General features: G+C 71.5%; 20 protein-coding genes. 7 read left to right on the top strand and 13 right to left on the bottom strand.

Annotated elements, in window-relative coordinates; genetic code table 11:
- Window position 1: 1 nt before the first annotated feature.
- Window positions 2-340: a cupin domain-containing protein gene (locus tag ACIP4X_RS18690; RefSeq protein ID WP_391455622.1), complete on the bottom strand. Its 339-nt coding sequence runs from the start codon at window positions 338-340 to the stop codon at window positions 2-4.
- Window positions 341-436: 96 nt separating this feature from the next.
- Here ACIP4X_RS18690 and ACIP4X_RS18695 point away from each other — a divergent pair, with 96 nt between their 5' ends.
- Window positions 437-1,579, top strand: a complete 1,143-nt coding sequence (locus ACIP4X_RS18695) for a site-2 protease family protein (protein WP_358734206.1) — start codon at window positions 437-439, stop codon at window positions 1,577-1,579.
- A 49-nt stretch (window positions 1,580-1,628) separates the two neighbouring features.
- Here ACIP4X_RS18695 and ACIP4X_RS18700 read toward each other — a convergent pair whose 3' ends face one another.
- From ACIP4X_RS18700 to ACIP4X_RS18725, 6 genes are all read right to left on the bottom strand, one after another.
- The gene (locus ACIP4X_RS18700) at window positions 1,629-2,819 is read right to left on the bottom strand and encodes a glycosyltransferase 87 family protein (protein WP_358734204.1); all 1,191 of its coding nucleotides are present in this window, start codon (window positions 2,817-2,819) and stop codon (window positions 1,629-1,631) included.
- Window positions 2,816-4,204, bottom strand: coding sequence for a polyprenol phosphomannose-dependent alpha 1,6 mannosyltransferase MptB (mptB, locus tag ACIP4X_RS18705; protein ID WP_358734202.1), 1,389 nt, complete (start codon window positions 4,202-4,204; stop codon window positions 2,816-2,818). The genes ACIP4X_RS18700 and mptB overlap by 4 nt, the downstream gene beginning before the upstream one ends.
- A 200-nt stretch (window positions 4,205-4,404) precedes the next feature.
- Window positions 4,405-5,817 carry an aspartate ammonia-lyase gene (gene aspA / locus ACIP4X_RS18710; RefSeq protein ID WP_358734201.1) on the bottom strand — a complete coding sequence of 471 codons (1,413 nt, stop codon included), beginning with the start codon at window positions 5,815-5,817 and terminating at the stop codon, window positions 4,405-4,407.
- A gap of 37 nt (window positions 5,818-5,854) precedes the next feature.
- The gene (locus ACIP4X_RS18715) at window positions 5,855-6,910 is read right to left on the bottom strand and encodes an asparaginase (RefSeq protein ID WP_358734351.1); all 1,056 of its coding nucleotides are present in this window, start codon (window positions 6,908-6,910) and stop codon (window positions 5,855-5,857) included.
- An 11-nt stretch (window positions 6,911-6,921) separates the two neighbouring features.
- Window positions 6,922-7,599: a FadR/GntR family transcriptional regulator gene (locus ACIP4X_RS18720; RefSeq protein ID WP_358734349.1), complete on the bottom strand. Its 678-nt coding sequence runs from the start codon at window positions 7,597-7,599 to the stop codon at window positions 6,922-6,924.
- Window positions 7,600-7,720: 121 nt separating this feature from the next.
- Window positions 7,721-8,068: a DUF1330 domain-containing protein gene (locus tag ACIP4X_RS18725; protein WP_358734199.1), complete on the bottom strand. Its 348-nt coding sequence runs from the start codon at window positions 8,066-8,068 to the stop codon at window positions 7,721-7,723.
- 184 nt (window positions 8,069-8,252) lie between these two features.
- Between ACIP4X_RS18725 and ACIP4X_RS18730 the strand changes: the two genes are divergently transcribed.
- The 5 genes from ACIP4X_RS18730 to ACIP4X_RS18750 all read left to right on the top strand — a co-directional run bounded on the left by ACIP4X_RS18730 (window position 8,253) and on the right by ACIP4X_RS18750 (window position 13,046).
- Window positions 8,253-8,795 (top strand): hypothetical protein, encoded by a 543-nt coding sequence (locus ACIP4X_RS18730; RefSeq protein ID WP_391455617.1) that lies wholly within the window; start codon window positions 8,253-8,255, stop codon window positions 8,793-8,795.
- Between the two features lie 291 nt (window positions 8,796-9,086).
- Window positions 9,087-10,229 carry a glycoside hydrolase family 19 protein gene (locus ACIP4X_RS18735; protein ID WP_401349465.1) on the top strand — a complete coding sequence of 381 codons (1,143 nt, stop codon included), beginning with the start codon at window positions 9,087-9,089 and terminating at the stop codon, window positions 10,227-10,229.
- Between the two features lie 245 nt (window positions 10,230-10,474).
- Complete coding sequence (locus tag ACIP4X_RS18740) at window positions 10,475-10,660, top strand: hypothetical protein (protein ID WP_391455612.1); 186 nt, start codon at window positions 10,475-10,477, stop codon at window positions 10,658-10,660.
- Entirely contained in the window at window positions 10,660-12,039 is a 1,380-nt protein-coding gene (locus ACIP4X_RS18745) for a GAF domain-containing SpoIIE family protein phosphatase (RefSeq protein ID WP_358734194.1), read from the top strand. Before ACIP4X_RS18740 ends, ACIP4X_RS18745 begins: the two co-directional genes overlap by 1 nt.
- Entirely contained in the window at window positions 12,036-13,046 is a 1,011-nt protein-coding gene (locus ACIP4X_RS18750; RefSeq protein ID WP_401349469.1) for an MASE1 domain-containing protein, read from the top strand. The genes ACIP4X_RS18745 and ACIP4X_RS18750 overlap by 4 nt, the downstream gene beginning before the upstream one ends.
- A gap of 126 nt (window positions 13,047-13,172) precedes the next feature.
- Here ACIP4X_RS18750 and ACIP4X_RS18755 read toward each other — a convergent pair whose 3' ends face one another.
- Complete coding sequence (locus tag ACIP4X_RS18755; protein ID WP_358734190.1) at window positions 13,173-13,508, bottom strand: EthD domain-containing protein; 336 nt, start codon at window positions 13,506-13,508, stop codon at window positions 13,173-13,175.
- A 334-nt stretch (window positions 13,509-13,842) separates the two neighbouring features.
- Between ACIP4X_RS18755 and helR the strand changes: the two genes are divergently transcribed.
- Entirely contained in the window at window positions 13,843-16,026 is a 2,184-nt protein-coding gene (gene helR / locus ACIP4X_RS18760) for an RNA polymerase recycling motor ATPase HelR (RefSeq protein WP_358734188.1), read from the top strand.
- A 69-nt stretch (window positions 16,027-16,095) separates the two neighbouring features.
- On the opposite strand, the gene ACIP4X_RS18765 is transcribed toward helR, so the two are convergent.
- The 5 genes from ACIP4X_RS18765 to ACIP4X_RS18785 form a co-directional block, all read right to left on the bottom strand.
- Window positions 16,096-16,500: a hypothetical protein gene (locus tag ACIP4X_RS18765; protein WP_358734186.1), complete on the bottom strand. Its 405-nt coding sequence runs from the start codon at window positions 16,498-16,500 to the stop codon at window positions 16,096-16,098.
- 196 nt (window positions 16,501-16,696) lie between these two features.
- Window positions 16,697-17,128 carry a hypothetical protein gene (locus ACIP4X_RS18770; RefSeq protein ID WP_358734185.1) on the bottom strand — a complete coding sequence of 144 codons (432 nt, stop codon included), beginning with the start codon at window positions 17,126-17,128 and terminating at the stop codon, window positions 16,697-16,699.
- Between the two features lie 1,464 nt (window positions 17,129-18,592).
- Window positions 18,593-19,615, bottom strand: coding sequence for an IPT/TIG domain-containing protein (locus ACIP4X_RS18775; RefSeq protein ID WP_391455606.1), 1,023 nt, complete (start codon window positions 19,613-19,615; stop codon window positions 18,593-18,595).
- Between the two features lie 148 nt (window positions 19,616-19,763).
- A complete protein-coding gene (locus ACIP4X_RS18780) occupies window positions 19,764-20,510 on the bottom strand; it encodes an IPT/TIG domain-containing protein (protein ID WP_358734181.1) in 747 nt (248 codons plus the stop codon).
- Between the two features lie 747 nt (window positions 20,511-21,257).
- The gene (locus ACIP4X_RS18785) at window positions 21,258-22,928 is read right to left on the bottom strand and encodes a cellulose binding domain-containing protein (protein ID WP_358734179.1); all 1,671 of its coding nucleotides are present in this window, start codon (window positions 22,926-22,928) and stop codon (window positions 21,258-21,260) included.
- Window positions 22,929-23,090: the final 162 nt, after the last annotated feature.

Consider the following 23,090-nt stretch of genomic DNA (forward strand, 5'->3'; position numbering starts at 1 on the left):
GTCACTCGGCCCACGGCAGCGGGATCCTGTCCTCACTGCCCGGCAGCATCGCCTTTCCGCCGACGACCATGGCGACCAGCGCCTCCGCGGGGCCGCCCACGGCCTTGAGCTGACGCACCACACCGGCCGGCACGACAACCGCCTGGCCGGCCCCGGCCCGCTCGGTCCTGCCGTCGGCCTCCACCAGGAACTCCCCCGACAACGGCATCCACACCTGTTCACGGTCGATGACGTGAACAGGTGTGGCCGAGTCGGCGCCCAGCTCCCCCCGCCAGGTGCTGACCTCGCTGCCGCCCCGGCTCGGACCCGCCAGGCCCGCCGGCCGCCGTCCGTCCGGCACGCGGCACACTCCTCGCCGGACGGAAGCCGGATGTTCCCTTTCCTCGGCCGGTGGCGGACCCTGGAAGCAGGGCGTGACCTTTCGGCGGTGATGGGAATGAAGGGTTCTGTCCGGCTCGGAAACATCCGGGGACTGGCGATCCAGGCGCACTGGAGCGTGCCGCTGGTCATGTTCTTCTTCGCCTACGGCCTGGCAGTCTGGACGCTGCCCAGGTACGCGGCCGGCCTGACGCCGGTGATGTACGCGGCCGGCGGGGTGGTCGGTGCCTCGCTGCTGCTGGTGAGCCTGGTGGTGCACGAGGTGGCACACGCGCTCACGGCCCGCAGGGCGGGGATATCCGTACGCGACGTCACGCTGTGGGCCCTGGGTGGACTGACCCGGATGGACCGGCCGACGACGGCGCGTACCGCGTTCTGGGTCGCCGTCAGCGGCCCGGTCGCCAGCCTGCTGCTCGGTGGTGTCTGGCTGGGTCTGGCGGCCGCCGTGGACGTGACGCTGAGATGGCGGATTCCGATGGCCGTGCTCGGCTGGCTGGGCGGCACGAACCTGCTGCTGGGCGTCTTCAACCTGTTGCCCGCCGCGCCCCTGGACGGGGGGCGGCTGGTCCAGGCCGCGGTGTGGTGGCGTACGGGCGACCGCGAGCGGGCCCAGCGGGCGGCCGGCCGCAGCGGACAGGTCATCGGCATGGCACTGGCCGCCGCCGGCTGGGTGGTGCTCCTGAGGGGCACGACCGGCGGCCTGTGGCTGATGGCCATCGGCCTGTTCGTGGCCGGTACCGCCGCGACCGAACGGCGGTGGGCGGAGCTGGTCACCGCCCTGCGCGGCGTGCGGGTGGGGCAGACGATGACCACTCCGGTGGTGACCGGGCCCGACTGGCTGACGGTGGACGGCTTCCTGTCCGAGGTGGCCACCCGGACGGGTCACTCGGTGGTGCCGTTGCTGGACTTCGACGGCCGTCCCAGCGGCCTCCTGCAGATGCGCAGGCTGGCCGCCGTACCGCCCGGGCAGCGGGAGCGGCTGCGGGCGCGGGACCTCGCGACGCCGCTGTCCCGGTGCACGGTCGCCGCACCGGACGAGCTGCTGAACTCCGTACTGGAACGCCTCGGCGCCGCGGGTGGCGGACTGCCCATCCTGGTGATGGACGACGGCCGCCTCGGCGGGATCGTCACCGCGCACGACATCGACCGGTGCCGCCGGCGCCACCGCGATCCCTCGGCCCACAGGGAGCACCCGGTGTAGCGGGCAGGGGCCCGGTCTCGTCCTGCCCCGGCCGTCGCCTCCGCTCGGGTCAGGACGCCGTCGGCGTACGGCCGACGGTCGCGGGTGCGCCGGTACCGCCGGTGAGGGACGGGCTCGTGACGTGGGCGCGGCCGGTCGGCAGTGCCAGCAGCAGGCCCAGGGTGATCCACACATAGGTGTTGCTGCCGAGGAAGCCGCCGAGTCCGGAGGCGTCGTCGAACCACAGCCAGACCACGCTGCTGCACAGCAGCCCGTACAGCACGGCCGCGATCCGCAGGCGGCGGGCGCGGACCAGCACCGCGAACGACGGCAGCAGCCAGACGAGATGGTGCACCCAGGTGATCGGGCTGATCAGGCACGAGACCAGCCCCGTGAGGGCGAAGGCGGCCTGCCAGTCGTCCGCGCGCAGCGCCCGGCGCGTGCGCCACACCCACACCGCCAGGACGAGGACGACGGCCAGGGCCCAGGCGGCGCGGCTGGGTTCGCCGGGTGCCGCGAGCCGGGCGAGGACGCCCTGGAGGGACTGGTTGGAGACGTAGTCGAGGCGGCCGACGCGAGTGGTGTCCCAGACGGCGTGCGTCCAGTAGAAGCGGGACGCGTCCGGTGCCGCCCAGGCCGCGAGGCCAGTGGCGGCGGCGGTGACGGCGGTCGCGACGGCGGCGGCCCGCCGGCGCCCGGCGAGCAGCAGCAGGCCGATGAAGACCGCGGGCGTGAGCTTGACGGCAGCGGCGAGCCCGATGCCCACCCCCGCCCAACGGCCGCGCCCGGTGGACAGCAGCCATCCGTCGGTGAGCACGAGGGCCAGCAGCAGAAGGTTGACCTGCCCGAAGCTGACGGTGTCCCGTACGGGTTCGAGCAGCGCCAGCGCGCAGGCGGCCAGGGCCCAGCCGAACCAGCCGTGGCGGTTCAGTTCCCGGCCGACGAGGATCCGCAGCACGGCGGCGACGGCGGCGAGGTTGAGCAGCAGCGCGCCCGCGATCGCCGTGTTCCGGCCGACGAGCGCCATCGGCAGCATGCTCAGCGCGGCGAACGGCGGATAGGTGAAACCGTAGGTGGTCCCCGGCAGCTGGTAGTCGTAGATGCGACCGCCGTGGTGCACCCAGTCGTTCACGGCGCCGTAGTAGACGCGCAGGTCGAACCATCCGCGCAGCAGCGGCACGGTGGCGGTGAAGGCGGTGACGGCGACGGCGAGGCACAGGACGAGGGCGAGCCGTCCCAGGTCGGTACGCGGCAGTCTCACGCGGCACCTCCGAGCACCGGTGCCTGGGCCGTCTGGTGGGCCTGCCACAGGACGACCAGGGCGAGCGCGCCTCCGGACACCGCCAGGGCCACCTGGGCGAGATCCGGCGGGCCGCCGCTGGGCAGTACGGCGAGCGCGAGGACGGCGGTCGCGGCGGCCACCCGGTGGCGGACGGAGGCGCTGGGGGCCGCGGCGGCGATGAGGAACAGGCCCCACAGGGCGTACCAGGGCCGGATCGCCGGGCCGAGGACGGCCACGGCGGCGAGGCTCAGGCCGAGCGCGTAGATCGGGCCGGGGCGCAGCCGGAGCCATATGAACAGCACCGCGGCCATGGTCGCGAGCAGGCCCGCCGCGTGCCAGACGGGGATCGCGAGGGGCGCGAGGCCGCTGCCCAGGTGCGCGAGGACGTCGCCCGTGGCCCGGCCGAGGAGGCTGGTGGGCGACCAGTTGTGCGGGGAGACGGGTGTCCGCAGGGCCGCGATCCAGCCGTATCCCGTGCCGGTGAGGGCGGTCGCCACGGCCGTGGTGGCGAGGGCGACCGCGGTGGTCGTCGCGACCGCGCGCACCAGTCCGGTGTGCCGGCGCAGTGCGATCACGGCCAGCAGGCCGAGCGCGGCCGGTGCCTTCACCAGCGCGGCGAGCGTGATCAGCACGACCCCGAGGACGTGCAGACGGCCACGGGCGGCGAGCAGACCGATGCCGAGCAGTCCCAGCATGATGGCGTCGTTGTGGGCGCCGGCGACCAGGTGCAGCAGCACCAGCGGGTTGAGGGCGCCGAGCCACAGCGCGGCGGCGGGGTCGGCGCCGCACTGGCGGGCGAGCCGTGGCAGCGCCACGGCCATGAGGGCCACGCCGAGCAGGGCGACCAGCCGCATGCCGAGCAGGCCCGCCGGCAGTTCCCCGCGGGTCAGTCCGGACAGGGCGGAGGCGACGGCGAGGAAGACCGGGCCGTACGGGGCGGCGGTGTCCCGCCAGACCGGCGCGACCTCGGCGGCGAGCGGCCCGCCGAGTTGCGCGGGCCCGTGCGTGTACACGTCGAGGTGGGCGTCGACCATGGCGCCCTGCGCCAGGTAGCTGTACACGTCCCGGCTGAACAGCGGCGGCGCCAGCAGCAGCGGTGCCGCCCATACGGCCAGGACGAGCAGCAGGGCACGGGGCGTCGGCGGCTCGGGGCCGCGGATCACCCTGCCCAGCAGCGCCCACGCGGCGATCAGCAGGACGACCCCGAAGTAGACGCCCACGAGTCCGAGCGCGGCGCGCCCGGACTCGGGAGAGACCAGATCCGCGACCGGCAGGGCCCCTGCGGTCTGACCGCCCAGCGCGAGGAAGGCGGTACCGGCCAGACCGAGGGCCTGGCAGCGGCGGAGATCGACGGGGAAAGCCATGGCCAACACTCGGGAAGCGTGTCAACGCCGGGTGGCCGGCAGGCGACGCACGTCCCTCGGCGGGGCGGCGTGCGCATGACCGCCGAATGAGCGACGCGGTGGGCGGGATCGCCCGCCGCGTCGCGGGTGCCCTTGGCGTGCCCGGCGTGACGTGCCCCGGTGACGTGATGTCCCGGTCCGGTCGCCGGACCGGTGGTGGCTCAGATCTCCGGTGAGCCGCTGCCCGCGAGTACCTCGGGCCGCAGCAGCGCCTGGAGGCGCTCGGTCGGCAGCAGGCCCTTCTCCAGGACGAGTTCGGCGACGCCGCGGCCGGTGGCCAGGGCCTCCTTGGCGATGCCGGTGGCCGCCTCGTACCCGATGTGCGGGTTGAGGGCGGTGACCAGACCGATCGAGTTCTCCACCGCGGCCCGCAACTGCGCGGTGTTGGCCGTGATGCCGGACACGCACCGCTCGGCGAGGGTCAGGCAGGCGCGCTCCAGGTGGGTGATGCTCTCCGACAGGGAGTGCAGGATGATCGGCTCGAACGCGTTCAGCTGGAGCTGACCGGCCTCGGCGGCCATGGTGATGGTCACGTCGTTGCCGATCACCTCGAAGGCGACCTGGTTGACGACCTCGGGTATCACCGGGTTGACCTTGCCGGGCATGATGCTCGAACCGGCCTGCACCGGCGGCAGGTTGATCTCGCCCAGGCCCGCGCGCGGACCGGAGGACAGCAGGCGCAGGTCGTTGCAGCTCTTGGACAGCTTGACGGCGATCCGCTTGAGCACACCGGACACCTGCACGAAGGCACCGCAGTCCTGGGTGGCCTCCACCAGGTTGGCGGCCGTCACCAGCGGCAGGCCGGTGATGCCGGCGAGGTGGCGGCGGGCCGACTCGGCGTATCCGGCGGGGGCGTTGAGGCCGGTGCCGATCGCCGTGGCGCCGAGGTTGATCTCGTGGATCAGTTCGACGGCCTCCGCGAGCCGCAGCCGGTCCTCGTCGAGCATGACCGCGAACGTGGAGAACTCCTGCCCCAGCGTCATCGGCACGGCGTCCTGGAGCTGGGTGCGGCCCATCTTGAGCACGTCGCGGAACTCGACGGCCTTGCCGGCGAAGGCGTCCTGGAGCACGGCCATCGCCTTGAGGAGGCCGCGTACGGCGAACACCGTCGCGATCTTGACGGCGGTCGGGTAGACGTCGTTGGTCGACTGGCCGAGGTTGACGTCCTCGTTGGGGTGCAGGTGCTGGTACTCGCCCTTGGCGTGGCCGAGCAGTTCCAGCGCGCGGTTGGCGACGACCTCGTTGGCGTTCATGTTGGTGGAGGTGCCGGCGCCGCCCTGGATGACGTCGACCACGAACTCGTCGTGCAGTTTGCCGTCGCGGATCTCGCGGCAGGCCTCGACGATGGCGGCGGCCTTGCGCGGCTCCAGCAGGCCGAGTTCCTCGTTGGCGAGGGCGGCGGCCTCCTTGACGGCGGCGAGGGCGTCGATCAGGTGCGGGTAGGCGGAGATCGGCGTCCCCGTGATGGGGAAGTTCTCCCGGGCGCGCAGGGAGTGGATGCCCCAGTAGGCGTCGGCGGGTACGTCGCGGTGGCCGAGCAGGTCGTGCTCGCTGCGGTGGGCTGCGGCGGTCATGGCTGTGCGGGTCCTCTTTCGGAGGTGGGCGGTTCGGTCAGGCGTGCGTGCCGGCGCGGGGGTGGTCCCCGCCCGAGCCGGGCCGGGTGACCGGGTCGGGGCCGAGGGCGCGGACGGGCTGGACGCTGCCGACCGGCCGGCCGCCGCCGAGCAGGGGCTCGCCGGCGAACTCGGCGAGCGCTGCCGGGTCGATCCCGGCCCGGGCGAGGGCCGCGGCGGCGACCGGGACACGCGCCCGGTTCGCTCCGTCGGCGATCTTCACCGCGACGGCCCGGCCGTCCGGCAGCGCGGCGACCTGGACGCCCTCGAAGCCGTCCTTGGCGAGCAGCCCGGGTACGGCGCGCATGAGCGCCGCGACGTCCCGCCGGGCGCCGGAGGCCATCTCGGCGTGTTCGCGCATGGCGTCCGCGACCCGTGCCTCGGGGGTGCCGGCCGGTGCGGTGGTGATCCGGGCCGCGGCGCGTGCGAGCCCGTGCAGCGAGACGGCGAACAGGGGTGCTCCGCAGCCGTCGACGGTCACGCGGGCTGTCGCCTGTCCGGTGAGGTCCTCGACGGTTTCGGCGATGGCGCGCTGCAAGGGATGGGCCGGATCGAGGTAGTCCTCCAGCGACCAGCCGTTGAGCCCGCAGGTGTGCAGCATGGCCGCGTGCTTTCCGGAGCAGTTCTGCGCGAGCCGGGACGGACGGCGTCCCTCGCGCACCCAGGCGTCGCGGACGACCGGGTCGTACGGCAGGTCGGGGACGTTGCGCAGGTCGTCCTCGGTGACTCCGGCCAGCTCCAGGATGCGTCGGGTGCCGGCCAGGTGCCGTTCCTCCCCGGAGTGGCTGGCGGCGGTCAGCGAGAGCAGTTCCCCGTCGAGCGGCAGCCCGGCCCGGAGCATCGCCACCGCCTGTATCGGCTTGAGCGCCGAACGCGGGTAGAAGGCGGCCTCGATGTCGCCGAGTCCCAGCTCCACCGCTCCGTCGGCGCCGAGGACGACGACCGAGCCGTAATGGATGCCCTCGACGACCCCGCCGCGGACGAGCCGGGCGACGGGGACGTGGCGGGGCTCCCGGACCACGGGAGCCCCGGCGACCGCCGAGCTTTCGTACATCACTGCCTGGTTCACGTCTGGGAACCGCCTTCCGTGGGGGCGTCCGTGCGGTTCGGGCGCAAGATGTCGGTGAGCGTCTTCTCGACGCGGTCGAGATGGTGGGTCATGGCCTGCACCGCGTCGTGTCCGGAACCGTCGATCAGCGCCTCGACGATCGCGCGGTGCTCGCGGTTGGACTGCTCGCGCCGGCCGCCGAGTTCGTTGAGGAAGGCGGACTGGCGGGCCAGCGCGTCCCGGATCTCCTCGATCACGCGACGGAACACGGGGTTCTGGGCGGCTTCGGCCACGGCCAGGTGGAAGACGGTGTCCATCGCGACCCATGCGGTGGTGTCCGTCTCCTGCTCCATCCGTTCCAGGAGGTGGACCAGGTGATCAAGGTTCTCGGCGGTACGGCGCTCCGCCGCGTAGCCGGCGACGGGGATCTCGACGTGGCGGCGCACCTCCAGGAGGTGGCCGGCCGCGTAGTCGCCGAAGGTGGGCTCCTCGACGGTGTCGGCGACGACGAAGGTGCCCTTGCCGGTCCTGGAGACCGTCAGCCCCATCGTCTGCAGGGCCCGCAGGGCCTCCCGCAGCACGGGGCGGCTGATCTCCAGGGTGCGGCAGAGCTCGGCCTCCGAGGGGAGCTTGTCGCCGATGGCGTAGTCGCCGCGCTCGATGGCACCGCGAAGGTGGCCGAGCACCGCTTCCATGGCGCTGACGCGCCGCGGCCCCGGACCACCTGTCTGGCTGTCTGACAGGTTCACGGGGTGATCCTGCGGGTGGCGGGGCAGGACTGTCAAGGCGAGCCCTGGTCCGGGGGCGGGCCGCGCGCTACTCGGCGGGCAGCGCCTCCCGCATCGCCTGCGCGGTGCCGGCCGGGTCGTAGCCCTCGGGCACGCCCGGCACCAGAATGATGTCGCCGTCGATGTGCCGCGAGCGCAGCGGTGCGATCTCCCGGTACGCGGGCGATTCCCACCAGGCGCGCGCCTCGGCGATCCCGGGGAAGCGGATCACCACGACATGCCCGGGCCAGCTCCCCTCCTTCACCTCGTGCCGCGTGGCATGCACGAGGAAGCGGCCACCGTACGGCTCGAAGGTGCCGCCGATGCGCTCGATGTACTCGGCGATCTCCGGATGAGGAGCGGCCTCCTGCAAGTGGGCTATGGCGTAGGCGGTCATGTCGTCCTTCCGTCCGGTCGGCTCTCGTGCACCAGCGATCCTGACAGGCGACCGCGCCAAGGGCGATGACCTACAAGGTAAGTACGACCGTTACGCCTGGGTCAGGGCCAAGGCCGCCACACCGCCGCGTACTCCTCCTGCCGAGAGCCGGTGCGGGCCGCACCTCTGTGCCACGCTGTGAGCCATGGGGTGGACTTTCAAACTGCACGCCGCTGTTGCGGCCGGGCTGGGCACCATGCTCCTCTCATTGGCCGCGCTCACGTGGCTGCCCGGGCTCTTGCCACTGTCAGGCGCACATTGGCTGGAGGGCGCGGGCTTCGCATCCGCCTTCGTGACCTGTGTCTCCGCTTTCGCGCGCCTGGCCCTGACGGGGGCGGCCAAGGGCTCGGTGTGGCTGGCCTTCCGATGCCTGCCGGGCAAGGTGCAGTGGGCATTTGGGGCCTTGGCCGTGGGAGGCGTGGCACTGCTGGCGTTCAGCACGCTGCACGAGACGCACCTCCAGTCGGCCGTGATGAAGGACGGCCGTTACGTCGCCTTCGACAGGACGCCCGGTTCACGCGGCCAAGTCGAGATCTCCCGGAGCCGCTACGAGGAGGTAAGGGAAGACGATCAGCGCACCGCGCTCGCCATCCCGGGCATGCTCTGCCTCGGCGCCGCCTACGCCGCCCTGACAGCAGGAGAACTACGCCGAGCAGACCGAGCTGTCAACCGGGCTGACATCACGTAGGACGAGCGAGCTTGGTCTGGGGCGTGATCGTCAACTAGCTTGATGGATAAGGCCGTTGATGGCTCGATTATCGGCTGGATGTCATGCGCGGCTCTTGACCCGCATTGGTTTAGACCTTTAGATTCCAGGCCGTCAGGCCCCCCACCCGTGCCGGGACGAGTCATCGTGTCGCACCGGCGGTCCTCGCCGGACCGCACCCGTACGCCCATCCCCGCGACCGCTCCCGCGCCCCACCGGAGCCGGGTGGCCACGTCGTCACTCAACCGTCTCTTCCTCAGGAGCACACCCCACATGCCCACCCCCCACCCCGGTCTGAGCCTCCGCAGACGCGCGACCCTGGCCAAGCTCACGGTCAGCGCGGTGCTCGCTCTCGCCCTCTCCGCCCTGTTCGCCATCTCCCCCGCCTGGGCGGCGGAGGGACAGATCACCGGCCTCGCCGGCAAGTGCGTCGACGTCGCCGGCGCGAACAACGCCAACGGCACGGCCGTCCAGCTCTACGACTGCAACGGCACCAACGCCCAGAAGTGGTCCAACCCCGGTGACGGCACCCTGCGGGCGCTCGGCAAGTGCCTCGACGTCGTCGACCGCAGCACGGCCGACGGCGCCGCCGTCCAGCTGTGGGACTGCTCCGGTGGGGCGAACCAGCAGTGGGTCGTCACCGCCGCCCGCGACATCGTCAACCCGGCCGCGAACAAGTGCCTCGACGTGCGGGACAACAACAGCGCCAACAGCACCCGTCTGCAGATCTGGACCTGCACCGGAGGCGGCAACCAGAAGTGGAGCGCCCCGTCGGGCGGCGGCAGCGGCAACCCGTCCGGGTTCGTCGTCTCCGAGGCCCAGTTCAACCAGATGTTCCCGAACCGCAACGGCTTCTACACCTACAGCGGCCTGACCGCCGCGCTCAGCGCCTACCCCGGCTTCGCCGGTACGGGCAGCGACACGACCAAGAAGCAGGAGGCGGCCGCGTTCCTGGCGAACGTCAGCCACGAGACGGGCGGCCTGGTCTACGTCGTCGAGCAGAACACCGCCAACTACCCCCACTACTGCGACTGGAGCCGGTCGTACGGCTGCCCCGCCGGGCAGGCCGCCTACTACGGCCGCGGGCCCATCCAGCTCAGCTGGAACTTCAACTACAAGGCCGCCGGCGACGCGCTCGGCATCGACCTGCTCAACAACCCCTGGCTGGTGCAGAACGACGCGTCCGTGGCCTGGAAGACCGGCCTGTGGTACTGGAACACCCAGTCGGGTCCCGGCTCCATGACACCGCACGCCGCCATGGTCAACGGCGCCGGATTCGGGCAGACCATCCGCTCGATCAACGGCTCCCTGGAGTGCGACGGCCGGAACCCCGCCCAGGTGCAGAGCCGCGTCGACGCCTACCAGCGCTTCGCGTCCATCCTCGGCGTGAGCCCCGGTAACAACCTGTACTGCTGAGCAACACCCTTCCGCGGGCAGGAAGGCGGGGCGTGGGCCGGAAACGTTCGGTCCACGCCCCGCTGGTGTGGGCGCACGCCTCGCGCGGGACGGTGTGCAGCGGCCCGGCACGCCACGAACACGAGAACCGGCAGCCGGCCTGTATGACGGTGTGTGACATGCCGCTTTCAGCGTAATAAGCGGCTCGGGCTGTCCGGCCGCGCCACTCTGTGCGGGTTGATCACGGTCGTGTCAGGAGACTGTGGGTGCGCAGATCGCGTGAGTGGCGGCCGCCGCCGTGGGGGAAACCCGTGGGAGCCGGTGACGAGGCGTGCGACGACGAAGGGCACGAGCACATGACCCCCACCAGGACCGTCGATGCCACCGCCGAGCGAGTCCCCCGCCGGTTGAAGGCCGGCGAGAGCGAGCACCGCTCCAGCAGGCGATCGTGATGGCGGCGGGCCGGAAGAGGGAGGGCGCTCAGCGGCCGCCCCGCCCCGACCTGCTGGCGGGTCTGGACGTCGAGCTGGGCCGGATCGATGAGCAGCTGCGAGCTCTGGCCGCCGCCAAACACCGGGTTCAGGGCCTGCTGGAGGCGGTGGTGGCCATCACCCGGGAGGTGGAGCTGCCCGCGGTACTGCACCGCATCGTGACCACCGCCATGGAACTGACCGGCGCCCGCTACGGGGCGCTGGGAGTCCTTGACGAGTCCGGCGAGTTCCTGGAGTCGTTCATCGCCGTCGGCCTGTCCGGGCAGGAGCGGGCGGCCCTGGCCGATGTGGCGTTTCCCCGCGGTCTGGGCGTGCTCGGGCACCTGATCCACCACCCCCAGCCCTTGCGGGTGGACGACATCTCCTCCCACCCGTCCTCGGTCGGCCTGCCGCCCGGCCACCCGCCCATGCGCACCCTGCTGGGCGTCGCCATCAGCGTCCGCGGCGGAATCTACGGCGACCTCTACCTCTCCGAGCGGCGCGACGGACAGCCCTTCGACGTCCACGACCAGACCATCGTCATCGCCCTCGCCAGCGCCGCCGGTATCGCGATTGAGAACGTCCGGCTCTTCGAACAGGTTCGTGCCGGATCCGAACAGTTCCAGCGGCGTCTGCTGCCGACGCTGCCCGACATGCGGCCCTTCGACGCCGCCGCGATCTACCGGCCCGCCGCCAAACCCCACCATGTGGGCGGCGACTGGTACGACGCCATCCTGCTGCCGGACGGCGCGGTGGCGGTCGTCATCGGCGACGTGGTCGGTCACGATCTGCACGCGGCCGCCGCCATGGCCTCCACCCGCAACATGCTGCGCGCCCTGCTGTTCACCCTGCTCACTCCGCCCAGCACGGTCCTCGCCCAGCTCGACCGCACCCTGGAGGCCATCACCGACAACCCCGTCACCACCACCAGCCTGGCGCGCATCGAACCCTCGGGGGCTGCCTGGAGGCTGCACTGGAGTTCCGCGGGTCACATCCCCCCGTTGCTGATCGCCCCGGGCGGCCGGGCGGAATACCTGTTCGCGGAGCCCGGACTGCCACTGAACGTCGACGTCGGGCAGCGCCGCCCCGACCACACCCACCCCCTGCCCCCGGACACCACCGTGGTCTTCTTCACCGACGGGCTCATCGAACACCCCGACCACCCCCTCGACGAGAGCCTGGACGAACTCGCCGAACTCGCCACCACTCACGCGGCCCTGCCTCTGCGGGACTTCGTGCAGGCTCTCGCCGACCACCACCCCAGCGACGCGCACGACGACATGGCCATCCTCGCCGTGCGCACCCCGCGCTCAGCGAACGGTGAGCGACGGAGCAGGCCCGAGGGGAAGACCTCCCGATGACTGTCGCGAGCCGCGACACACTCCGCAGCGGTGGTCTCAGAGTCCTGCAGATCGTCGCCGTTGCCGCGCTGTACTACGCCTCCGGCAGGCTGGGACTCCTCCAACAGTTCATGCGCGGCCAGGTCACGCCGCTGTGGCCGCCGACCGTGATCGCCCTGGCCGGCCTGCTCCTGATGGGCCTGCGGGTCTGGCCCGGGATCGCGCTCGGCGCCCTCCTGATCGACCTCCCGCTGGGCCCGTCGACACCCGCCGTGCTCGCGATCACGGCAGGCAACACTCTCGCGCCCCTCTGTTCCTACGCGCTCCTTCGCGGCACCGGGTTCCGCACCCGGATGAACCGCTTCCAGGACGCGCTCGCGCTGGTCTTCCTCGGCGCGTTCGCCGGCATGCTCATCAGCGCGACCGTGGGCAGCGGCAGCCTGAGTCTCGCTCACGCGCAGCCTGCCGGCGGGTTCTGGCTGACGTGGTGGGTCTGGTGGACCGGCGACGCCATGGGCGTCCTGCTGGTCACACCGCTGCTGCTCGCCCTCCGCTCGGCCCGCCGGCCGAAGGACGCACCGCCCTCCAGATGGGCGGAGGGATCGCTGCTCGTCGCGGCCACCATCGGCGTCGGTCTCCTCCAGACCTCCCCCGCACCGCTGCTCTTCCTCGGCTTCCCGCTGCTGACCTGGGCAGCCTTCCGCTTCCAGCGCGCCGGAGCCACGCCCTGCGCGCTGGCCGTGTCCACCTTCGCCATCCTCGCCGCCACGCACAAGGCAGGCCCGTTCGCGGGACACACCACGCTCACCGGCATGATCGCGCTGCAGGCCTACAACGGCGCCGCCGCGCTGACCGCGCTGCTGCTCTCCACGGCCATCACGGAGCGAAACCAGGCCCAGGAGAAGATCCAGGAAGCCAGCAGGCGACTTGCCGAGATGGTGGCGAGAACCGCGCCGGACACCGGACCGCCGACGCTTCCCGACACCCAGGGCGACGGGGAGGGGAACGGGGATCACCGCTGGGGATGATGTCGGCGGCTGAGACGGCCGGGCGACGGGAGCCGGATGCGGACGCGGGGAAAGCCCCGGCAGCCCTCTTCGGTGTCTGCCGGGGCTTTCCCGGGCTTTCCTGAGACGTTCGGTCGGGCAACGGGCTCAGCCCGCCGTCACCCGGTCCTCGACCAGAACCGCGCGGGTCCGGGACCGGTCGAGGAACCGCTCCTCGTCCATGCCCACCCGCTCGTCGGAAACGGCCGCCATCCATGCCTGGAAGGCGTCGCGGTCCTCCCAGCCCCTCTCGGTCACCACGTCGAAGTCGACCCCGTCCTCGCGCAGATTGAACGCGTCGCCGCGGATCAGGTAGTGCCGCTTGTACACGAGGGGTGACGGAGCGAGGCTCAGGATGAGCGGTACATGGTTGTTCTCGTAGTGCTCCTTGAACGCCTCGCTGGTGATCCCGTCCCGCTTCTTCAGGTAACTGAGCAGCTTCATCAGGGTGGTTGAGTGACCGAGGCCGCCGGCACCCTGCCGGCAGCGGCCGTTCGGACCGAAGAGGTGCGGCAAGACCTGCGGGTCCCCGAACTGCTCGCCCTGGTGGGTCGGTGTACGACGGCAAAAAGAAAGGGAAAGGAGTTCACCAACTCCTTTCCACTTTCAACGTATAGCCCACTGGGGGGCTTGCGGCAAGGCCCCCGTCGTGCCGCACAATCACCGGCCGAAGCCGAAAACCAGGATTCCGCCGGTGCCCGCGTGAGCCATGCGGGCGCGTCGGTCCTGTGCCGCACGCGACGGTCGCAAGCGACCTCAGATCGGAACCCAAGAGCCCATGAACCCCCTCACCACCAGCGCTTTCGACCTGCCCGACCGCCTCTCCCCCAAGGCCGACCCGGCACTCGTCGCCGGCGACGAGCAGCACTTCGCGGCCCTCGCGGAGTGCCTTGAGCAGTCGATCGCCGAGGTGTCCGACCGCCTCGCCGCCGAACGCAGGGCACCCGGCGGCACGGGCCGGCAGGCGCTGGACCGGGACCTGGAGATCCACCGGCTGACCGCACGGCTGCGCACCCTGCGCCGCTTCGGTCTGGACCTGTGCCTCGGTCGCATGGTCGGCACGGACCACCCCGAGCCCCTGTACGTCGGACGGCTCGGCCTCACGGACAGCGCGGGGCGCCGGCTGCTGCTCGACTGGCGCTCCCCCGCGGCCGAGCCGTTCTTCGGAGCCACCCACGCCCGTCCGATGGGGCTGAGGAGCCGCCGCAGATACCGCTGGACCCGCGGGCGGATCAGCGACTACTGGGACGAGGTGTTCGCCGCGGACGACATCGCCGGGCACGCCGCGCTCGACGACCAGTCCGCCTTCATCGCCGGCCTGGGCGGCAGCCGGTCGTCCCGGATGCGCGACGTGCTCGGCACCATCCAGGCCGACCAGGACGCCATCATCCGTGCGGGCTCCCGCGGCGCACTCGTCGTGGACGGCGGTCCGGGCACCGGCAAGACCGTCGTCGCCCTGCACCGCGCCGCCTACCTCCTCCACTCCGACCCCCGCCTCGGCCACCGCCGCGGCGGCCTGCTGTTCGTCGGCCCGCACCAGCCCTACCTCGGCTACGTCGCCGACGTCCTCCCCAGCCTCGGCGAGGAGGGCGTGCGGACCTGCACCCTGCGCGACCTCGTCGCCGAGGGAGCCGCGGCGGCCGTCGAGAGCGACCCGGACGTGGCCCTCCTGAAGTCGTCCGCGGACATGGTGAAGGCGATCGAGAAGGCCGTCAGGTTCTACGAGGAGCCACCCGCGGAGGGGATGACGGTCACGACCCCCTGGTCCGACGTCCGGCTGAGCGCCGACGACTGGGCGGCGGCGTTCGCGGCGGTCGAACCCGGCACCCCGCACAACGAGGCGCGCGACCAGATCCGGGAGGAGCTGGTCACGATCCTGGCGGACAGGCACGAAGTGGACGGGCACGAGGGCGCCGTCCCGGCCGACCGGCTCCGCACGTCCCTGACGCGCAACCGGGAACTGCTGACCGCCCTCAACCGCGCCTGGCCGCTGCTCGAAGCGGCCGACCTCGTCGGAGACCTGTGGTCCGTGCCCGCCTATCTGCGCATGTGCGCCCCCTGGCTCGGCCGCGACGACGTCGAGAAGCTCCAGCGCCCGGACGCCCAGGCCTGGACGGTGTCCGACCTGCCACTGCTGGACGCGGCGCGGCAGCGGCTCGGTGATGCGGAGACATCGCGGCGCAAGGCCCGGCACGCGGCCGTCCTCGCCGCCCAGCGGGAGCGCATGACGCAGGTCGTCGACAACCTGATCGCCGCCGCGGCCGACTCCGGGGCCGACGGTGACGACGGCGAGGGTCTGGTGACGATGCTGCGCGGTGAGGACGCCGAGGTCAGCCTGGTCGACGAGTCCGAACTGTCCACCGCCGACCCGGACCTGCTGGCCGGACCGTTCGCGCACATCGTCGTGGACGAAGCTCAGGAACTGACCGACGCGGAGTGGCAGATGCTGCTGCTGCGGTGCCCGTCGCGGAGCTTCACCGTCGTCGGGGACCGGGCCCAGGCCAGGCGCGGGTTCACGGAGTCGTGGCGGGAACGGCTCCAACGGATCGGTCTCGACCGGATCGACCTGGCGTCCCTGAGCATCAACTACCGCACGCCGCAGGAGATCATGGCGGAGGCCGAGCCGGTCGTCCGGGCCGTGCTCCCGGACGCCAACGTGCCGACCTCGGTCCGCAGCGGCGGCGTCCCCGTCGTGCGCGGATCCACCTCGGAGCTGCGCTCGATCGTCGACACCTGGCTGGCCGCACATGCCGACGGGATCGCCTGTGTCATCGGCGATCCCACGTTCAGGACCACGTCCCGTGTCCGGTCACTCACCCCGGAGCTGTCGAAGGGGCTCGAATTCGACCTGGTCGTCCTCGTCGACCCGGACAGGTTCAGCGAGGGCGTGGCAGGAGCGATCGACCGCTATGTCGCCATGACCAGAGCGACCCGGCAGCTCGTCGTCCTCACGAGCCCCTGACGCCGGTGTCACCGGGAACGCCCGGCAGCCTCACGCTGCCGGGCGTTGCTCCCTTCTGGCTTCGCGGTGTCAGCGCCCTTCCTTCCGCCTGCCGCGCACGAGCCAGGCGGCTCCCCCGACGGCCAGGGCGACCGGCCATTCCAGGGCTCCTGCGACGGTGAGGGCTCCGAGGCCCCCGTAGAAGACCAGGTCCCGGGTGGGCACGTCCCCCAGACTGAGGTGCGGGATCGGAACCGGGGCGCGGAACACGCGAGTGCCCAGGTGGAAACCCCCGTCAGGATGGGCCTCACCGGCCCCGTCCTGCTGGGCTTGCGCACGGCCGGTGAACACCCGCCTGCTCTGGGTCGGGTAATGCCCCTTCTGGGCCCGCACGCGTGCAGCAGGCTCGAGCGTGGTCAGTCCAGCGTCCGACATCTTCTTCTGGGCCCGGACACGCTCGGTGGGCTCGAGCACGGTCTCAGCTGCCGTAACCATCCCCGCTCCTCCTCTCCTGTGATCCGGTATGGATATGTCTCTCCTTCCATCCTCGCGCGCCGTCCGCCGTGGGGCCGCCTGACGGTGAAGCCGACGACTCGACCGGGTCCCGGAAGCGCTCGGGGCCCCGGTCGGGCCCTGGCTGGGCCGACCGGGGCCCGCGCCTCCGCTCACTTCTCAGCCGCGGAGCAGGCCGTCACGGCGAGCAGTAGGCAAGGGGGGTGACGTCGTAGCTCTGGGTGGCGGAGGTGTTGTGGAAGTTCACGGTCCAGCTGTCGCCGGGGTTCGTACTCGTGCTCTGGTAGCTGTTCACGGGGATGACCTCGTCACCCCCGACCCAGCCCCCGCTGACCGCCTTCTGACCGGCCGGACACACGACGACCAAGGCCAGCGTCTGGCCAGGCGCCAGCGTCGCGTCGCCTCCGACGACCTGAGTGACGTTGGCGCCGGCCGACGCGCCCTGCGGGCCGGTGGCACCCTGCGGACCGGTGGCACCGGTGGTGCCCTGCGGGCCGGTCCCGCCCGTGTCGCCCTGCGGGCCGGTGGCACCCTGCGGACCGGTGGCACCGGTGGTGCCCTGAGGACCGGTCGCACCCGTAGTACCCGTAGCGCCCTGCGGACCGGTCACCCCGATGTCACCCTGCGGACCCGTCGCACCCTGAGCGCCAGTCGCTCCCGTATTGCCCTGAGGACCGGTCGCACCCGTGTTGCCCTGAGGACCGGTCGCACCCGTAGTACCCGTAGCGCCCTGCGGACCGGTCACCCCGATGTCACCCTGAGGACCCGTCGCACCCTGAGCGCCAGTGGCACCCGTATTGCCCTGAGGACCGGCAGGACCACCGACGCCCTGCGGCCCGGCAGGGCCGGTCGCGCCCGTGTCACCCGTCGCGCCCGTATTGCCCTGAGGACCCGTCGCACCCGTGTCACCCTGCGGACCGGCAGGACCACCCACACCCTGCGGCCCGGCAGCGCCGTTGACACCCTGCGGACCGGCAGCACCGGTCACGCCCTGCGGACCGCTCGCACCCTGAGCCCCGGTCGCCCCCGTATTGCCCTGCGGACCGGCAGGACCACCGACGCCCTGCGGCCCGGCAGCGCCGTTGACACCCTGCGGACCGGCAGGGCCGGTCGCGCCCGTGTCACCCGTCGCGCCCGTATTGCCCTGAGGACCCGTCGCACCCGTGTCACCCTGAGGACCGGCAGGACCACCCACACCCTGCGGACCGCTCGCACCCTGAGCCCCGGTCGCCCCCGTATTGCCCTGAGGACCGGCAGAACCACCCACACCCTGCGGACCGCTCGCACCCTGAGCCCCGGCCGCTCCCGTATTGCCCTGAGGACCGGCAGGACCACCCACACCCTGCGGACCGCTCGCACCCTGAGCCCCGGCCGCTCCCGTATTGCCCTGAGGACCGGCAGGACCACCGACGCCCTGCGGCCCGGCAGGGCCGGTCGCGCCCGTGGCACCCGTCGCGCCCTGCGGGCCCTGCGGGCCCTGGGGTCCGGGCTTGCCGCAGGGCGGTACGGGGCCAGAGACCTTGACGTAGCGGGCGGCCACCCAGCCCGAGCGATTGGCGAGCCGGTACCAGTTCGAGTCGCCGTCGACGCTCTCGCCCACCGCCTGGCACCAGACGCTGATCCGTGCGCCGCTGGAATAGCTCCCCAGCTCTGCGGACTTGGTCGTGGGTTGGGCTCGGATGCTCAAGCTCGTCCTGGCAGTGACTGTCCCGGGAATCGCTGCCCCGAACGCGTTCCGTTCCACGTGTGTGGCAGCGAGCCCTGAGCGCGCCGTGTCCGACAGCCCCAAAGCAGCTGCCGTCAAAGGCCCTTGCAGCTCACATGCCAGGCCGAGACTCACCGCTCCCAGGGCCAACGACAGAAAGGTAAGCCTTCGCCTTCGCATCAAAACACCACGCCTTTCACTCTTCGCCTGCGATGAAGGGAGACATGAAGAGAAAAGCGCATATTCAAGCCATAACACTGCTATGACACGAACAAAATCCTATGGGACAGTAAGTTTTTTCAACCAGCCGCACGTCACGGCGAATTGACGTGCGGTCGGATGGCGCCGGAGTCGGGCCGACCTCATGGGTCAGATCGCGGGGCCCGCGGTCCGGGTGTAGGTGAGCCCGTTGCTGACGCCCGCGGGAGTGGTCACCGTGACGGTGACCGCTCCGGCGGCACCGGCGGGCGCGACAGCCGTGACGCTGGTCGGGGAGAGCACGGTGAACGACGCGGGGACGCCGCCGAACTCCACGCCGGTCGTGGTGGTGAGGTTGCTGCCGGTCAGCGTGACGACGGCTCCCGCGTACGTCGGCCCCTGGCCGGGGGTCACGGAGATGAGGATAGGCGGGTCGAGGTAGACGTAGCTGAGAGGGTTGCTGGTGCCGCCGGCGGTGGTGACCGTGACCGCCGCGGCGCCGGCCGCGTGAGGGGGAGTCACCAGGGTGATCTGCGTGTCGGAGACGACGGTGAACGATGCCGTCACCGCGTCGAAGCGCACCGCCGTGGCGTTGAGGAGTCCGCTGCCGGTCAGAGTCGCCGCGGCGCCGCCGGCCGAGGGTCCGGCGGGGGGCTCGATGCCGGTCAGCGACGGCACAGGCGTGTAGTAGAAGTACGCGGTGGGGTTGTTGGGGTTGCTGGTTCCGCCGGGGGTGGTCACCGTGACCGCCGCGGCACCGGCCGCGTGAGCGGGAGTCACCGCGACGATCCTCGTGGCGGACAGGACGGTGAACGACGTCGCAGCGATCCCGTCGAAGAGCACGGCCGTCGCCCCCGACAGGCTGGTGCCTGTCAGCGTCACCGTGGTGCCCCCGGAGACAGGCCCCTGACTGGGCGTCACGCCCGATACCGTGGGGGCGGCGAGGTAGGTGTACGTGGCGGTCTGGGTGCTGGTGCCCTGGCTGGTGGTGACGGTGACGTTGACCGAACCGGTCCCGGAGGGAGGGATCGCGGTGAGCTGTGTGCCGCTGAGGACGGTGAACGAGGTGGCGGCTCCGCCACCGAACTGCACGGCCGTCACACCGGTGAAGCCGGTGCCCGTGACGGTGACGGTGTTCCCGCCGGAGGACGGCCCCTGGTTGGGACTGAGCGCGGAGACGGTGGGGGCAGCCATGGCTGTACTCCTTCACGCAGCACTGCGGCGGATCTGTGTCGGACCGGTTCGGGCGACGACGGCGAGTGCGGGGACACACCCGCCCGAGCGCAGGAGGGAACTGCGCTCGGACAGGTGTCGTGTGCATCCCCGTTACAGGGTTGCTGAATCAGATGCCGGGGCCGGCGACGTAGGTGAATCCGCCGGCGGCGGTGGCGGTCCCGGCAGGGTTGGTGACCACCACGTCGACGGCGCCGGCCGTGCCGGGCGGGGTGACCGCCGACAGGGTGGTGGAGCTGAGGACGGAGAACGGCGCGGCGGTGCCGCCGAAGGTGACCGAGCTGGTGCTGTCGAGGTTGGTGCCCGTGATGGTCACCGCCGTTCCGCCGGAGGTCGGGCCCGAGGACGGGTTGACGGTCACGATCGTCGGGTCGTCGATGTAGGTGTAGGAGAGGCCGTTGTTGCTGCCGCCCGCTGTCGTCACGGTCACCCCGACCGGTCCGGCCGCGGTGCCCGCGGGCACGACGACGCTGATGGAACTGTCGGAGTTCACCGTCGGGGTGGCGGTGTTCGCGCCGAAGGACACGCTGGTCGCGGTCGACAGGCCGGTGCCGTTGATGGTGATGGTGTTGCCACCCGCCAGCGGCCCGGAGCTGGTGCTCAGAGCGGACTTGAACGGAGCACCGACGTAGAAGAACGACAGCGGGTTGCTCGTGCCGCCCGGGGTGGTCACCGTGACCCCGACCACGCCCGCACCGGACGGGGAGACCGCGGTGACCTGGGTCGGTGAGACGTTGGTGACGCTGGTGGCCGGCTTGGTACCGAACGTCACCGCGCTGGTGTTGGAGAGGTTGGTTCCGGTGATGGTCACCAGCGTGCCTCCGCCGGTGGAACCTTGGTTCGGAGAGATGGGCATAGGGACACTCCTTCGTCTCTGCTGGGGACGTGCGAGGAACCAGCGGGATGGCCAGTCACCGTCCGCGTCGCCGCCGAGAAGGCGGACCGCCGCAGGCACACGAGCGCCGTCAGCCCGTTCGGGCTGCTTCAGGCGTGGAAGAACACGGCTCAGGAATGCTGCTGGACCCGGAGGGAACGAACGGACTGTCGCCGGGCGCACATGGCCAGGCGCGCAGCAGTCTGCGCCGTCTTCCCTGGGCATGGAGAAAACCGGCAACAGCTGCCTGTCTCAACGTCCTTCTGGCACGGGGATGGGCAGCCCGCCGGTGTCACACTCACAGTGACCCACACCTCCGATCGGGTGACAAGAGGCCCTTCGCCACCATCACCCGTATGGAGTAAAGGGGCGCACGACCCGGGCAATCCCAGCAGGTGGCACGACGAGAGGGGAGCGCGGTGATCGCGCTCCCCTGATGGAGTGACGTACCCGGAAACTCCTTGCTGGTGTGCCGACCTGGAGGCTTGGATGTGAATATCCAACCGGTGGGCTGCCCATCCTCTCCGGGGGTTGTGGCGGTCGATCCGCGTTCGGCTTCTCTCCGGAGGACGTGCGTACGTGCCGGCTTGCCACGATGGGCACCCCCGGCAGAGGAATTTGGATCGGGTCAGCCGGTGCCGTCCAGGTACCGGCTGACCCGGTGGTACACGCGGGTTTCCGCATGTGTGAGCCCGGATACGCAGGGGTGTCACGGGCCCTGACTGGCTATCAGGGACTCTTGCAGGTGAGGTTTCCCGGTGCAGGGGTGGAGTTGCCGGTGGCGGTGAAGCCGAAGGTGACGGTGCCGTTGGCCGCGAGGCTGCCGTTGTACGAGGCGTTGCGTACCGTGACGGATCCGCTGGTCCCGGTGCTGACGCCGTCCCAGAGGCTGCTGATGGACTGACCGGAGGCCAGGTTCAGGCCGACCGTCCAGCCGTTGAGCGTGCTGGTGCCGTTGTTGCGGACCGTCACCTCACCCTGGAATCCACCGGACCAGCTGTTGACGTTGCGGTAGGCGGCGGTGCAAGTACCGTTCGTGCCCCCGCCACCCGGGTTCGTACCGCCGCCCGGGTCACCGCCCGGGTCTCCCCCCGTGCCGCCACCCGGGTCGCCTCCGTTGCCGCCTCCGCCGTCGGTCAGGGCCGGCGTCTGCCAGTCACGCCACGAGGACAGGTTGCCGGACTTGCCGGCGGCGATTCTGAACACGCCGGAGCCGTTGCCCGTGCCCAGCAGGAACTTCTGCAGGTTCTGCTGCAACGGTGTCTTCCACTCGGGCCTGACGGCACAGTGGGTCCCGTCCTGGACGTCCGACCAGTAGGTGATGTTGCTGCCGGCGCCGAGCGCCTTGTAGATCTCGGCCCCGCCCAGCGCCGCCACGCTTCCCGACCTGGCGGCCAGCCAGTCGACGTACGGGTTCTCCATGACGAACAGACCGCGCGGCGCGACCATGCCCAGGATTTCGTGGGTGTCCACCGGCAGGGAGTTCGGGTTGCCCGTGTACGAGCTGAACGCGTCGCCCAGCCACGGCTGTTCCGAGTAGGCGCTGCTCAGCGGCTGCGCGCCGCTCTCCCCCGGAATGCCGCGGAGGATGGGCACACCGCCGCTTCCCGACTCGATCGGCATGGTCAGGGCGACGCGCTGGTCGAACGCGCCGGCCACGATGGCACCCTTGCCGAACCGCGAGCACCCCGTCACTCCGGTCGCGCTCGCCTTGAGGATGTTGCCGCCCGACTGCTCGATGACGTCGATGATGCGGCTCACGCCCCAGGACCAGGCCATCAGCAGGCCCGTACTGCTGGACGAGCCGTACACGCTGTAGAAGGCACCCTGCTTGTTGTTCCGCGCGGTGCCCTCCCTGCCCACCGTGTAGGGGTCGAAGTTGACGACGGCGACGCCGGCGGCCTTGATGGTGGCCGTGTCCGCGCCGAGCCCGCCGAACACGATGACGGCCGGGAAGGGCCCCGAACCGCTCGGCAGGCTCACGCTCGCCGAGAAGCTCGCGCTCTTGCCCTGGTCCGACACGTTCACGGTGATGCTGCTCGCCGACACCGCGCCCGTGACGCTAGCGGGTTTCGCGGGCTTCTGGCCGTAGACGGACCTCTGCGCCAGCTGGCTGATCTCCGCCCGGCGGCACCGCCAGTCGCCCTTGGCCGCGATGCGCGTGCCGTTCAGCTTCTTGAAGGGGTCCGGCAGCAGGGAACTGGCCGCCGGAGAACCCGGGTCGGGCACCGCGCAGTCCGCACCGTCGTCCTCGCCGCCGGCCAGCACCTGCGCCGCGCCGACGGCTCCCTCGGCGGCGCCCGCCTGCGCGGTGAGCGAGGGAGTGATGAGGCCGGCGGTGGCGACCAGGACCGCGGCCGCCCACACTCTGGGCCGATATCGGGACCGATGGAAGCGCATGGGGACCTCCGGAGGACGATGCGCGATCGGCTGTGGGGTGTGCCGGTTCGAATGTTGCGTGGCGCGTGGGACGTCGCGAGACAACTGGGAGCGCTCCCAAGCGTAGGAATGGGGCCCGGAGCATGACAACACCCGGGAGGTGGGCCCCTCGGTTTGGCCATT

Source organism: Streptomyces sp. NPDC088817, assembly GCF_044750345.1.
Taxonomy (GTDB): Bacteria; Actinomycetota; Actinomycetes; order Streptomycetales; family Streptomycetaceae; genus Streptomyces.